Here is a 12,770-nt window from a genome sequence, read left to right as displayed (position 1 = left end):
CGCCCGCCAGAGCGCCGGGCGTCCACCAGGACGCGCAAAGGACGATCTGCCACTTGTCGAGTGCCGCATCGTGCTTTCCGAAAATCGAGCACGATTTTCGGGCCGATGCGGTAGCGCGAACGACAAGCGGCCCGAATGGGCCGCGCCGGCGACTGAGGTAAGTTGGATGCGTGAGCATCCACCGGGCCTGGATGTGCCAACATGCGGGCTCATTGAAGGAGCCCGGCCGCGGTGGTGTTGGCACTTTGCTTGACCTATATTGGCATCATTGGCATGAAGCGCCGTTATCGAGCATCGGAAACCGACCCATGAACAGCCTGGATCTGCCGGCACGTCCCGAAGACACCCGCGTCGTCGTGGCCATGTCAGGCGGCGTCGATTCCTCCGTGGTGGCCGGCATCCTCAAGCGCGAGGGCTATTCGGTCGTCGGTGTGACGCTGCAGCTTTATGATCACGGCGCGGCCACCCACCGCACCGGCTCGTGCTGCGCCGGCCAGGACATCGCCGATGCCAGGCGCGTCGCCGAAACGCTCGGCATTCCCCATTACGTGCTCGACTATGAGGAGCGTTTCCGCAAGGCGGTGATCGACCCGTTCGCCGAGAGCTATGTCTCCGGCGAGACTCCCATTCCCTGCGTCTCCTGCAACCAGACCGTCAAGTTCGCCGATCTCTTGGAGACCGCGCGCGACCTCGGCGCCGACGCGCTGGCGACGGGCCACTACATCCGCTCGCGCTCCAACGGCGCGCATCGCGCGCTCTACCGGCCGGTCGACAGCGACCGCGACCAGAGCTACTTCCTGTTCGCCACGACCCAGGAGCAGATCGACTATCTGCGCTTTCCGCTCGGCGGCATGTCGAAGCCCGACGTGCGCCGGATCGCCGAGGAGATGGGCCTGACCGTCGCGGCCAAGGCCGACAGCCAGGACATATGCTTCGTGCCGCAGGGCAGATATACCGACATCATCGCCAAGCTGAAGCCGGAAGCCGCCTCGCCCGGCGAGATCGTCCATATCGACGGCCGCGTGCTCGGCCGGCATGACGGCATCCTTCGCTATACGATCGGCCAGCGCCGCGGCATCGGCATCGCGTCGGGCGAGCCGCTCTACGTCGTCCATCTCGATGCCGAGAGGGCGCGTGTCATCGTCGGCCCGCGCGAGGCGCTGGAGACCCACAAGATCTACCTGCGCGGCGTCAACTGGCTGGGCGACGCCGCCCTGTCCGACTTGTCCGAGGAAGGGCTCGAGCTTTATGCCAAGGTGCGCTCGACCCGGCCGCCACGGCCGGCCGTGCTCCATCACCATGCCGGCAAGATCTGGGTCGAACTCGCCCAGGGCGAATCCGGTATAGCGCCAGGCCAGGCCTGCGTGCTCTATTCCGATGACGGCAACGACGCTCGCGTCTTCGGCGGCGGCTTCATCGAGCGGTCGGAGCGCGGCGCCGAGGCCGAAGCCATGCTGACACGGCTGGCGGCGATGCCCGCACAGGTGCCGGCGGAATGAGCGAATAGCGAATAGTGAGTAGCGAATAGGGAAAGAAGAGGAGCTGTCGAGGCGGATACGCCTCGTCGGTCGTTCCCTATTCGCTACTCACTATTCGCTATTCGCTCAATTTCTCAATCATGAACTATCGTCCCGGCGGTCAGGATCTGCAGCACACGGATCGCTTCCTCGCCATCGGTGCGTGGCTCGGCGCGCGTCTCGATGCATTCCATGAAATGCTGAAGTTCGCGGGTCAGCGGCATGCCCTGCTCGACCGGCACATAGGACGGCTCGTTCTGGGTGAAGGCCCATTGTCCGCTATCCTGCCAGACCTCGTGCCGATAGACGGCGAGCTTGCGCTCCCAGGGTTCGACGTCGTCGAACACCGCCATCGCCTTGGTGCCGACGACAGTCAGGCGGCGCTCGCGATAGGGATTGAGCCGCGACGCGAAGAGGTGGCCGCGCATCCCGTTGGGAAAGCGCATATGCAGATGGGCGAAATCGCTGAGATGGTCGAGGAGTGCCGCCCCCTCGCCCCTGATCTCGACAGGCGCGGTTCCGGTGATGGCCAGGATCATCGACAGGTCATGCGGCGCAAGGTCCCACAGCGCGTCGTTCTCGGTGTGGAACTTGCCGAGCCCGAGCCGGTGGGAATGAACGTAGCGCACCTCGCCGAGTTCGCCTTGGTCGATGAGTTCCTTGAGCTTCTCGAAGGCCGGATGGAAGCGCAGCACGTGGCCGACCATGAACACGCGATGGTTTGTCCTGGCGGCGGCGACGGAGCGTTCGGCATCGGCGACGGTGAGGGCGATCGGCTTCTCCACCAGCACGTCCTTGCCGTGCTCGACCGCGGCGATCGCGAATTCGGCATGGAACTGCGGCGGCAGCGCGAGCACGATGGCGTCGACATCGTCGCGACGGATCAGTTCGTCGGGCGCGATGGCCAGGCATTCCTGCTCGCTGGCGAAGCCTTCCGCGCGCGCGCCATTGGCGTCCGAAACCGCGTAGAGGGCGCCCAGCGACTTCAAGGTGCGGATGTGGTTGCTGCCCCAGTATCCGCAACCAAGGACAGCGATGCGCGCTTTCATGAAGCCAGATCTCGAAAATTCGTGGCGGAGACATAACGGCGGGGGCGCGCGAACTCAACCCCGGGAACCATCGCCAAGCCGCGACAATTGCGGCCTTGCGTCGGCAAAGGGCTTTGCCGGGCAATTGCCGCGGCGAGCGTTAAGTTCCGCGCTTGACAGTATCGGCCTGCCAACCTTATATCCGCGCGTCCTTGGCGACCAACCCGGCCGATGCGCTTCGCCGACGATCGGGAAAGGCCAACCGGGGCGGAGTAGCTCAGTAGGTTAGAGCAGAGGAATCATAATCCTTGTGTCGGGGGTTCGAATCCCTCCTCCGCTACCACTCCAATTTGCCAAACAATTCTCCGGCGAACTCTTAGTCTCCTGAAAAGCCCAGTGTTTGCGCGGTTTTCAGCAGAAACCTGTTTTCTGAATCCAGCGCCAAGCTCGCCAATGCGGCCTCAAGAGAGCGAATATTCTCCAAACCTGTGTGCTACGCGATTTAGCACACAGGTTCCGGCATCCAACGATTTCAATAGGTTATGTTAGCCTGGCGCTGCATGGAGTTTGCGATTGCTGGGCCTGAGCGAAGAGTTCTGAAATTCGAACAAACCATCTTCCAGGCACCAGACTCTCGCGCTCCTCAAGGTCAAAGCCGCACCGAAAGCCGCAGTCGTCAGAGCAATCTGTAAGGGGCCGACGAACCCGCTGCGCGGACGGCTCGCGTGGCTGAGGTAGAGGTCAAGAACCGGTCGTTGCGCCTGCATTGAGCGTGATTTGGCTGAGGCAGAGCACGGGCTTCTTCAACAAGGCCGCGTCTGATCACACCTCCCACCTGGCTCGATCTGATGTGATAATTCCAGGGGGACAATCGGCTCAATGTGCTTGCTCTTCGCGAACTGCTGCCTGAGACTTCGCTGTGCGAGGGGTTTGCAAACATGCAATTCATCAAGAACGGGCCGGATGTTCCTGAGCCTTTGCTGCAGGCTCATGAAGACGGGCGCGTCGTATTTTTCTGTGGTGCCGGCATTTCCTATCCGGCCGGACTCCCGGGATTTCGCGGCCTCGTCGAGAAAATCTACGACGAACTGGGCGAAATTCCCAATGCCATCGAGCGCACCGCCTTGGAAGGGAGCCAGTATGATACGACCATTGGCCTTCTCGAAAACAGGATTGTCGATGGTCGTTCCGCTGTTCGTCGAGCCCTGGCGCAGGTTCTCACGCCCGACCTGACTTTGCCCGGCGCGACCAAGACTCACGAAGCGCTTCTCACGTTAGCAAAGAATCGAGTTGGTCAATCGCGCCTCATCACCACCAACTTCGACTCGCTGTTCGCCGTAGCCATGAGCCGACTCGGCGTCACGCTGGGCGATTTCGCAGCGCCGCTTCTGCCCGTGCCGAAAAAGAAATGGGACGGCGTTGTTTATCTGCATGGACGCTTACCGAACTCCCCGAACCAGACGGACCTCGACCGCTTGGTAATATCGAGCGGCGATTTTGGCCTTGCCTATCTGACAGAGCGTTGGGCCGCACGTTTTGTCAGCGAGCTCTTTCGAAACCACACCGTCTGCTTCGTCGGATACAGCATCAATGATCCGGTGATGCGCTACATGATGGACGCGCTCGCCGCTGACCGGTTGCTCGGCGAGGCACCTATCTCAGTCTTCGCTTTCGGCAATCACGCCCGCGGCAAGGAGTCGGAGGCGGAGGCAGAGTGGGCAGCCAAAAACGTCACGCCCATTCTCTACAGGAACCACAATCATCATGCGCTGTTGCACCAGACCCTTCATGCGTGGGCCGAGACGTATCGTGATGGAGTCCGCGGAAAGGAGGCCATCGTTTCGCGCTATGCCGGGCTCAGGCCTATGGGCAGTACTCGCCAGGACAATTTCGTTGGACGGATGCTTTGGGCCTTGTGCGACGAAAGCGGCCTGCCAGCGAAGGTGCTTGCGGACTATGATCCGCTCCCATCGATCGAGTGGCTTCCGGCCCTTGCCGAAGATCGCTTCGGGTGCCGCGACCTTGTCCGCTTCGGCATTCGACCCGACGATGCGGAAGACAAGAAGCTCACCTACAGCCTGATTGCACGTCCAGCACCCTACACAAGTTCTTCGTGGATGCGGCTTGTCCATCGTACTGATCGCGCATTCCCGCAGTGGGACAAGGTCATGCCCCATATCGCGCGCTGGGTGGTACGCCATCTCGACAATCCGGAACTTCTGCTTTGGGTCGTGAGCCAAGGCAGCGGAGTGGACGATCATTTCCGGTTCTTCCTCGAGAAGGAACTTGAGGAGAGACCTCCGTCACCCGGGATGGAAGCTTTGTGGCGAATGGTTCTCTCGGGTCGCGTTTCCGGCCAATCTTATCATCTCGATCTCTATTCTTGGGCCAAGCGCCTCAAACACTCCGGCCTGACCACTTTACTGCGGATGCAGCTTCGCGAAATCCTCTCGCCGCGTATTCGGATACGGCCGCCATACCGAATGACCGAGAAGGAGGATGAGGACGCAGGCGCGGCTTTGGCGAGCCGGCGCCCTGATCAATTGGTCGAGTGGGAACTCGTCCTTGCGGCAGACCATGTTCACTCCGCTCTGCGGCAGGTTAGCAAGAATGTCGAATGGCAGGCAGCACTTCCCGCGCTACTCAGCAGTGCGACGGAACTCCTTCTCGACGCAATGGACATCATGCGAGAATTGCATGCTGCAGATGATGTATCGGATCGCTCTTACTGGCAGCAGCCATCTATCGGCGAACATCCTCAGAATCCAAGATACCGCGATTGGACAACGCTCATCGAGCTCTCACGCGACTCCTGGCTGGCAGCCGCGCAATCCTTGCCGCTGAACGCAGTTAGAGAAGTTCACCGTTGGCTTGAACTTCCCTATCCGGCGTTCAAGCGCCTGGCATTTTTTGCGATGGCCGAAAGAAGCGATCTCTTCCCGGCCGCGGAGGCAATCGACCAGCTGCTCTTGAACGATGCTTGGTGGCTCTGGTCAATTGAGACACATAGGGAGGCTATACGCCTGCTCGTAGCGCTGGCATCCGGCCTATCACCGGTGGAATCCGAGAGATTGCAGAGCGCCATCATGCTCGGCCCGCCGGCGCGCATGTTTGCCGAAGACCGTGAACCGGAGACTTTGCGCCGCGTCATGGACCGCAAGATATGGATACGTCTTACGGCGATTCGGGGGGCAGGCGGGAGGCTTGTCCCGGAAGCTACCATTCTCCTGCAATCTTTGGCGCAAACCTATCCGAAATGGACGCCTGCCGACGAGCGGGACGAGTTTCCCGTCTGGAGGGGGAGCGACGGACCTTGGCGGACGTACTCGGCGACGCCCTCGACTGTAAAAGAGATAGTCGCGTGGTTGCAAGAGAACCGCAACGCGGACGACTTCGATCGAGACGATGACTGGCGGGAACGCTGTCGCAAGGACTTCAGGAGGACGGGGGCGGCGCTGCTACACCTCGCAAGGCGCGGTGAATGGCTGACCGCTCGGTGGAGGCAGGCACTCCAGGCATGGTCAGAAGCCGAACTCGTCTCGCGCTCGTGGCGCGTGGTGGCGATGCCTCTCGCGGACGCTCCCGACGCTGTGATCCAGGAATTGGACCACGCGATAGCCTGGTGGCTGAAAGCGGTTGCAAAGCTCGTTGGAGAGCAGCGCGATCAGTTCTTCATACTGGTTCGGCGCATCTTGGACACACGCCTCGAGGAGGTGGCCGAGGACGATAGTGACGCCATCACAGTCGCCATCAATCATCCAGTTGGCATGGCAACCGAAGCCGTGCTCGACTTCTGGTATTCGGGCGGCCTTGAGGACAATCAAGGACTGCGCGATGAGTTCGCGGATGTCTTCACTCGCATCTGCGACCTATCCGTCGCCGGCTTTCGGCATGGGCGTATCTTGCTAAGTACAAATACGATTACGCTGTTTCGCGTGGATCGGACGTGGACGGCGCGTTTCCTTCTGCCTCAATTCGACTGGCAGAGCTCTACGCAAACCGCCATTCTTGCATGGACAGGATACCTGTGGTCACCGCGGCTTTTCCGGCCGTTACTTGAGGCCCTGAAGGACCAGTTTCTGGAAACAGCCCACCATTACAACGATCTTGGACAGACTGCGGAGCAATATGCAGCACTTCTTACGGTAGTCGCTCTCGACGAAGGAGATATCCTTACCAAGGCACAACTCAGGGCGGCCACCGCTGTACTGCCTGAAGAAGGTTTGATTCGGGCGGCGCAGATCCTTATCGATGGGTTGCAGGGCGCTGCCGAGCGTCGCCTAGAATATTGGCAGAACAGGGCCAAACCATATATTGGGGGCATCTGGCCCAAGTCCCACGACATCAGGACACCGCAGGTCGCAGAGAAGCTCGCCCAGCTTGTCGTAGCCTCGGGAGGCGCGTTTCCCGACGCATTGGCGACGCTGCGCGGCTGGCTCTTGCCGGCGCAGTATTCCGATTACACAGTAAGCCTGCTTTTCGAAGCGGGGCACTGCGAGACGTTTCCGCAAGAGGCGCTCACATTTCTTGATCTCGTTGTTTCTGGCGAGCAAATATGGGTCGCCAGCGAATTGCGGAAGTGCCTGATCTCAATTCGAACGGCTTGGCCACAAGCGGTCCAGGATCAACGTTTTGCGCGCTTGGAAACCATTATCCGGCAGACAGGCCAGGGACTGGAATAGCGGCGCTCAACGCTGTTTCCTCGGTGAGTTCCCAGTCCGCTTAGCACGAATGTCCGCTTCCATAGGTGAAGGCAACGTCGTCTCCATTGCCGACATTGCGGCGCATTGCAGTCATTCGCAGCGGATGCGGTGGAGGTCACCGATGCAGACCTAGGCTCAAATCCAGGCTCGACGCTGTCGAAGCCAATCACATTCGATCTGTCGGACCAGTGGCTGCAACTGCATCGTTGGGGGCTGCCGCCCGTCGAGAACAGCTTCCACCAGGTCTGGCGCGAGAAGCGTCAGCCGCAGCACGTGCGAGACGTAAGAGGTGTTCAGCTTCTCTGCCTCCGCCAGCTCAGAGACGGTCGCGAACTGCCCTTTCTCCAGCAGGTCCTTCCAGTGGAATGCCTGGACGACGGCCCGCAGAAGCGTGTTGTCGACGCGCGGGCGTGTAGGCGCCCAGGTCTGCTGACCGTCAGGCGAGACCACGATCTTCCTTCCGCCTCGCTTTTTGATCGCAAGTGGAACTCGGACAGCGAGCGACTCGGAGGAGTTGCTTTCGGTGCTCGGCATCAAGCTGCCCTCGACAGTTCTGACCTCTGTCGCAGCTCAGAAATCACGCTGCCGATGCCATTGGTGCGAAGCCGGATCGAGACCCCATCGATATCGACGTCGACACGCTCGACCAGCAACTGGACGATGCGCGCCTGCTCGGCCGGGAAGAGTTCGTCCCAAAGTGGATCGAGCTGAACCAGCGCCTCCCGCACGTCGCTCTCAGTAGTCTCGCGGTCCTCCTCTCGCGCGGCCATCCATGTCTTTACGATCATCTCGGGAGAGCGAAGCAGGACCCGAAGCTGGTCGATGACCGCGGCTTCTATTTCGGCGGCTGGGACGCGTTTAATTGGGCAGGTGTCTGGGCCAAGCTTCAGTACGCTGGTGGTGACGTAGTAGCGATAGAGCCGGCCGTGGTTCCGGGTGTGCGTAGGTGTCATTGCCATTCCGTTCGGCGCGAAGATCAGGCCCTTCAGCAGGGCCGGCGTCTGCCTGCGGCTCTGCCCTGCCCTTTTCCTTGGGCTCTCCACAAGGATCGAATGGACCTTGTCCCAGAGCTCGCGCGAAATGATCGGCTCATGCTCGCCAGGGTAGCTGATGCCCTTGTGGACTGCCTCGCCGATATAGACCCGATTGTTGAGCAGCTTGTAGAGCATGCCCTTGTCTATCGGCTTGCCCGAGCGGCCGGTGACGCCCTCGGCATTGAGCTGCCTCGCCAGCATCGTGGCCGACCCGACAGTGAGGAACCGATCGAAGATCATGCGAACGGTCGCGGCCTCGTTCGCCTCGATGACCAGCTTGCGGTTCTCGACCCGGTAGCCCAAGGGCACTGTGCCACCCATCCACATGCCTTTCTTCCGGGAGGCCAGGAACTTGTCCCTGATGCGCTCGCCGATCACCTCGCGCTCGAACTGCGCGAAGGAGAGCAGGATGTTGAGGGTCAGCCGGCCCATCGAGGTCGTGGTGTTGAAGCTCTGGGTCACCGAGACGAAGGTGACCTGGTTGGCCTCGAACACTTCGACCAGCTTCGAGAAGTCGGCCAGCGAGCGGGAAAGCCGGTCGATCTTGTAGACGACCACGACATCGATCAGGCCGGTTTCGACGTCGCGCATCAATCGCCGTAGAGCCGGTCGATCCAGCGTGCCGCCCGAGATCCCACCGTCATCATAGCGGTCCGGCACCAGCACCCAGCCTTCCGATCGCTGGCTGGCCACGTAAGCCTCGCAGGCCTCGCGCTGGGCGTCGAGGGAGTTAAACTCCATGTCGAGGCCCTCTTCGGAGGATTTGCGCGTGTAGACGGCGCAACGGAGCTTTCGGACAATCGGTTTCGAGGCGGCCTTGTTCACCGGCCCCTCCCCTGCGTGCGCAGGCCAAAGAACAGCCAGCCGTTCCAGCGTGTGCCGGTGATCGCCCGGGCGATGGCCGACAGCGACTTGTACGGCCTCCCCTCATATTCGAAGCCGTCGACCAACACCGTGACCGTGTGTTCGGCGCCCTGCCATTCCCGCAGCAGCCGCGTGCCGGCGACCGGCATGCTCTTGACTCGGCGGCGCGATCCGCGCGGCTCCAGCTCCTTCGCCAGCTCGGCAAGCCGCCTCAGCGTCTCGGGCTTCAGCCCGCCATAGGCGAGTTCCTGCACGCGGTATGCCAACCGGCTCTCCAGGAATTTTCGATTGTAGGGCGGCGGCTCGGAGGCATAGAGGTCCCGCCACATGCCTTTCAGCGCCTTGATGTCCATGGTCTTGATCTCGGCCAGGCGGGCGAGCACTGCGTCGGTCATTTCAAGCATTCTCCGTCGTTGCGAATTCGACGGCATGACCGCTCTGGTAGCCGGTGAAGTCCACCGAACTATTCTCCCGCACCGCAGATAGTCTGCTTGACTGTTTGGCGCGAAGTCGCATGAGGCCGGCCGTCAGGATGGCGGCGACTTCGTCGAGCCGTTCGGCGGCCCTCATGCGGTCAGGAGCAAGTGGATTCATGCACGAATCGTCTCCGTTCTTCGAACTGAGACAACCACGGTCAACCGATAAATGACATAAATCTCAGATATTTAGCGTATGCCGTCGCAAACAAAATGAGCGAAGCGAAAGCGCGCGAAGTACCTCGAAGCCTGCCTTCCGCATCCGAGAAGCGTCGCATTTTTCCTACAGTCTTGGGTGCTGCTTAACCCTGCGAGCAGCGCGGAAACTCAGAGCATTCTATTGCACCCTGTATTCGGGTTTACTGCTGTCCACGAACTTATCGGGCAGAAGAATGGGGCATATCAGACTTGGCAGGCCACCCGCCACAAGACAGTGGCGAGAAGTAGTCGATTTTCTGACAGCAGGCGAAGTAGACATAGCGGATCTGGCAGATGCGGTAGCCCGTGCGTCCGACAAATCCCTGAAACAAGCAATCAAGGATCCGGCATTCGTCGAGGCGCTTTGGCTGCTGGTAAAGATCCCTCAGGCCGCTAAATCCGGCGACTTCGCCGCGGCCTTGGCGACCATCGGCATTGCAGTACCCGCCAGCCCGTCGATTACCGATCTCGTGGCCGGATTCGATGCAGCCGTCGAGGCTGTTCAACGCCGCAGTCCCAACACGACGGATCTGAGCGCGATGGCAAGAAGTGCCGGGATCGCCGCCCTCCACAGTCTCGCCTTCGAGCGGGTGCCCTCATTGTGGGAGCCCAGCCGAGAAGATGAGCGAACGACCATTGCCACGTTTGCGTCTCCCGAGCGCTTCGGGGAACTCGCGCAGCGCTTTTTCTCGAATCTGGTAGAGCGTCATCTTCACTATTACCTTGACCGCGAACTGCCGCGTCACATCGGGCCGGGCAGGGACATCCGCTCCGTCAACGATCTCATCACGTTGGAAGGTGTCGTCAGGCGTCATTGCGTCGAGACGACGTTCATCATGCGCGCATTTGCCAAGGACTGGCTTGGAAAGAACGCCTTCCATCTCGGCAAGGACCTTTCGCGCAAGGACGCCGTCGGCTTCGCGTATGTGGCCTTCGAAAAGGTGAGGAAGGAGCTTGCCATCCGGAGCGGGAACCATGCGTAGGTACGACTTCCCGTGTGGGGGATCGAACTCGTTCGCGAGTTCGGAAGCGGATCGCCAAATCCAGCTCGCCGTTCAGGGCGAGGACAAGAACGTAAACCTGCGGATCGAAGACATCAGCAGGTCGATGGTCAGCAATATCGCGGACCTCCTGCTCGACCTCCTGGAAGTTGCAGCCTACGTCTATTGCGCCGATCAACAAGCGTCCCGGGGCTCCGAAAAACTGACCGATGTCGGCAGCGGCTGGCGGCGCCTGATGCGGTTCACGATACCCGTGCGGGACCCCGATCTCTGGTCGAGCCATCCGGTTGCCGACGCGCTCCAGGAGACCTTGGGCTTTCTTTCGGATGACACCTACGAATTCGATTTCGTCAAAGCGTCCCGGCCTCTTGCTGAGAAGCATACCTACTTCCCGAACCTCTTTGACGACTCACACTCCTCAGACGAGGTGGCGCTGTTCTCAGGCGGTCTCGATTCATTTGCCGGCGCCGTCGAGGACCTGGCGGTCCTCGGCAAGCGAATGGTGTTGGTCGGACACCACTCCGCCTCCAAGGTTTTTGCGAACCAGAAGGAATTGATAAGCGGGCTCAGGGCACTCGGGCTGACCAGCCAAATCGTCTACGTTCCGGTGAACGTCACGAACGCTGGGGTTAAAGCGATCGAAAATACCCAACGGACGCGGTCGTTCCTCTTTGCCTGCTTGGGATTTGTACTGGCCAGGATGTTCGAGAAGGACGAGTTCACATTTTATGAGAATGGCGTGGTCAGCCTCAATCTCCCGATCGCTGGGGACGTGCTCGGCGCACGCGCGACCAGGACCACTCACCCGAAGGTCATTCGTGGCTTCGAGGCCATCTTCTCGTCGTTGACGGATCGGCAGATCGAGATCAGGACACCGCTCCAGTGGCTCACAAAGACCGAAGTTGTCCAGAAGATCGTCAGCTGCGGTTTTGGCCCTCTGATCGCCGGGACCAACAGCTGCACGAGGCCTCGCACCTGGACGACGGCAAAACGCCATTGCGGCGTCTGCTCGCAATGCATCGATCGCCGCTTCGCCATATTGGCGGCGGACGCCGGCCATCTCGACCCCGCGGATCAATATGCGGTTGACCTCTTGACGGGTGATCGCAGTCTCGATGCCGACGTCAGGATGGCGGTGGCTTACGTGAAGTTTTTTCAGGTATTCGCGTCATCGACAAAGAGCAGTTTCATTTCAGACAACCCGGAGATCACGTCGGCGCTGCGGTTTTTTCCGGACCTGTCGCCGGAGCAGGCAAGCAACAGGATTCATGATCTCTATCGGCGGCATGCCGACGATGTCGTACGCGTCATCCGGGATGGCTTGGCATCGAACGCCGAACGGCTGGCCCGCAACGAATTGCCGGCCGGGTCGCTGCTGTCCTTGTGTCTCGGTCGCCAGCAGATCATTGCTGCTCCGACCTCCGACTATGACACGCAGCTCGCCGGTTTCATGGACAAACTCAGCCGCCCGGTCTGCCAGATCGCCGTCGATCCGGAATCCAGCAGAGTCTGGTTTGGAGGCCAGTTCTTTGTCGAAGGCGCCAACTTCAACCTGATCAATGCCCTGCTGCCCAATCACCGAACCGCGAAAGCGAGCCTGGTTGACGTGCCGTTCATCGAACCGTGGCGACTAGCTGAGATGCTGGACATTGACGAAGGTCTCCTGCGCCAACAGGTATCTCGTATACGAAGGCTGGTGTCCGAGAGGTTGGCCATTGAACAAGGCGTTGTGCTCGGCGACGACGATTTCATCGAGAACCGGCGCAGCGAAGGGTATCGGTTGTCCCCCTCGATTCGAGAGGTCGCGAGAGCGGATTTGCTTCCCGCCTAACTGCCTGTGTCACAGGGCAGACCGGACCATGTCACAATCGGCTCCCCGAAGCCCTGAAAAACCGGCACTGCGGATTGATTGGCGTCACAACATAACCGGCGCCTGAGCATACAACCGG

The 12,770-nt window shown here is 60.6% G+C and carries 9 protein-coding genes and 1 tRNA gene; 5 read left to right on the top strand and 5 right to left on the bottom strand.

What is annotated here, in order from left to right:
* Positions 1-308: 308 nt before the first annotated feature.
* Positions 309-1,499: a tRNA 2-thiouridine(34) synthase MnmA gene (gene mnmA, locus JN302_RS16570; protein ID WP_202313503.1), complete on the top strand. Its 1,191-nt coding sequence runs from the start codon at positions 309-311 to the stop codon at positions 1,497-1,499.
* Between the two features lie 113 nt (positions 1,500-1,612).
* Here the strand turns inward: mnmA and JN302_RS16565 are convergent, their stop codons facing one another.
* Positions 1,613-2,566, bottom strand: a complete 954-nt coding sequence (locus JN302_RS16565; protein ID WP_202333738.1) for a Gfo/Idh/MocA family protein — start codon at positions 2,564-2,566, stop codon at positions 1,613-1,615.
* Between the two features lie 245 nt (positions 2,567-2,811).
* On the opposite strand from JN302_RS16565, the gene JN302_RS16560 reads away from it, so the two are divergent.
* Together JN302_RS16560 and dsr1 are read left to right on the top strand one after the other, a co-directional pair.
* Positions 2,812-2,888: transfer RNA gene (locus JN302_RS16560), tRNA-Met, on the top strand.
* Positions 2,889-3,483: 595 nt separating this feature from the next.
* The gene (dsr1, locus tag JN302_RS16555; RefSeq protein ID WP_202333736.1) at positions 3,484-7,227 is read left to right on the top strand and encodes an anti-phage defense-associated sirtuin Dsr1; all 3,744 of its coding nucleotides are present in this window, start codon (positions 3,484-3,486) and stop codon (positions 7,225-7,227) included.
* Positions 7,228-7,383: 156 nt separating this feature from the next.
* Here the strand turns inward: dsr1 and JN302_RS16550 are convergent, their stop codons facing one another.
* From JN302_RS16550 to JN302_RS16535, 4 genes are read right to left on the bottom strand one after another with little or no spacing between them, the layout of a single operon-like run.
* Positions 7,384-7,782 (bottom strand): hypothetical protein, encoded by a 399-nt coding sequence (locus JN302_RS16550; RefSeq protein WP_202333734.1) that lies wholly within the window; start codon positions 7,780-7,782, stop codon positions 7,384-7,386.
* Positions 7,782-9,107 carry a recombinase family protein gene (locus JN302_RS16545; protein WP_244846422.1) on the bottom strand — a complete coding sequence of 442 codons (1,326 nt, stop codon included), beginning with the start codon at positions 9,105-9,107 and terminating at the stop codon, positions 7,782-7,784. Before JN302_RS16545 ends, JN302_RS16550 begins: the two co-directional genes overlap by 1 nt.
* Positions 9,104-9,541 carry a DUF2924 domain-containing protein gene (locus tag JN302_RS16540; RefSeq protein WP_202333732.1) on the bottom strand — a complete coding sequence of 146 codons (438 nt, stop codon included), beginning with the start codon at positions 9,539-9,541 and terminating at the stop codon, positions 9,104-9,106. Before JN302_RS16540 ends, JN302_RS16545 begins: the two co-directional genes overlap by 4 nt.
* 1 nt (position 9,542) lies before the next feature.
* Positions 9,543-9,740: a hypothetical protein gene (locus tag JN302_RS16535; protein WP_202333730.1), complete on the bottom strand. Its 198-nt coding sequence runs from the start codon at positions 9,738-9,740 to the stop codon at positions 9,543-9,545.
* Between the two features lie 274 nt (positions 9,741-10,014).
* Here JN302_RS16535 and JN302_RS16530 point away from each other — a divergent pair, with 274 nt between their 5' ends.
* Positions 10,015-10,803 (top strand): hypothetical protein, encoded by a 789-nt coding sequence (locus JN302_RS16530; protein ID WP_202333728.1) that lies wholly within the window; start codon positions 10,015-10,017, stop codon positions 10,801-10,803.
* A complete protein-coding gene (locus JN302_RS16525; protein ID WP_202333726.1) occupies positions 10,796-12,652 on the top strand; it encodes a 7-cyano-7-deazaguanine synthase in 1,857 nt (618 codons plus the stop codon). The genes JN302_RS16530 and JN302_RS16525 overlap by 8 nt, the downstream gene beginning before the upstream one ends.
* Positions 12,653-12,770 lie beyond the last annotated feature (118 nt).

The sequence above is a fragment of the Mesorhizobium sp. L-8-3 genome (assembly GCF_016756615.1).
GTDB lineage: Bacteria > Pseudomonadota > Alphaproteobacteria > Rhizobiales > Rhizobiaceae.
This window is presented reverse-complemented; position numbering and strand designations above follow the sequence as displayed.

Coding starts and splice junctions, on each gene's coding strand:
- mnmA (WP_202313503.1), top strand. CDS start 309: ATGAACAGCCTGGATCTGCCGGCACGTCCCGAAGACACCCGCGTCGTC.
- JN302_RS16565 (WP_202333738.1), bottom strand. CDS start 2,566: ATGAAAGCGCGCATCGCTGTCCTTGGTTGCGGATACTGGGGCAGCAAC.
- dsr1 (WP_202333736.1), top strand. CDS start 3,484: ATGCAATTCATCAAGAACGGGCCGGATGTTCCTGAGCCTTTGCTGCAG.
- JN302_RS16550 (WP_202333734.1), bottom strand. CDS start 7,782: ATGCCGAGCACCGAAAGCAACTCCTCCGAGTCGCTCGCTGTCCGAGTT.
- JN302_RS16540 (WP_202333732.1), bottom strand. CDS start 9,541: ATGACCGACGCAGTGCTCGCCCGCCTGGCCGAGATCAAGACCATGGAC.
- JN302_RS16535 (WP_202333730.1), bottom strand. CDS start 9,740: ATGAATCCACTTGCTCCTGACCGCATGAGGGCCGCCGAACGGCTCGAC.
- JN302_RS16530 (WP_202333728.1), top strand. CDS start 10,015: ATGGGGCATATCAGACTTGGCAGGCCACCCGCCACAAGACAGTGGCGA.
- JN302_RS16525 (WP_202333726.1), top strand. CDS start 10,796: ATGCGTAGGTACGACTTCCCGTGTGGGGGATCGAACTCGTTCGCGAGT.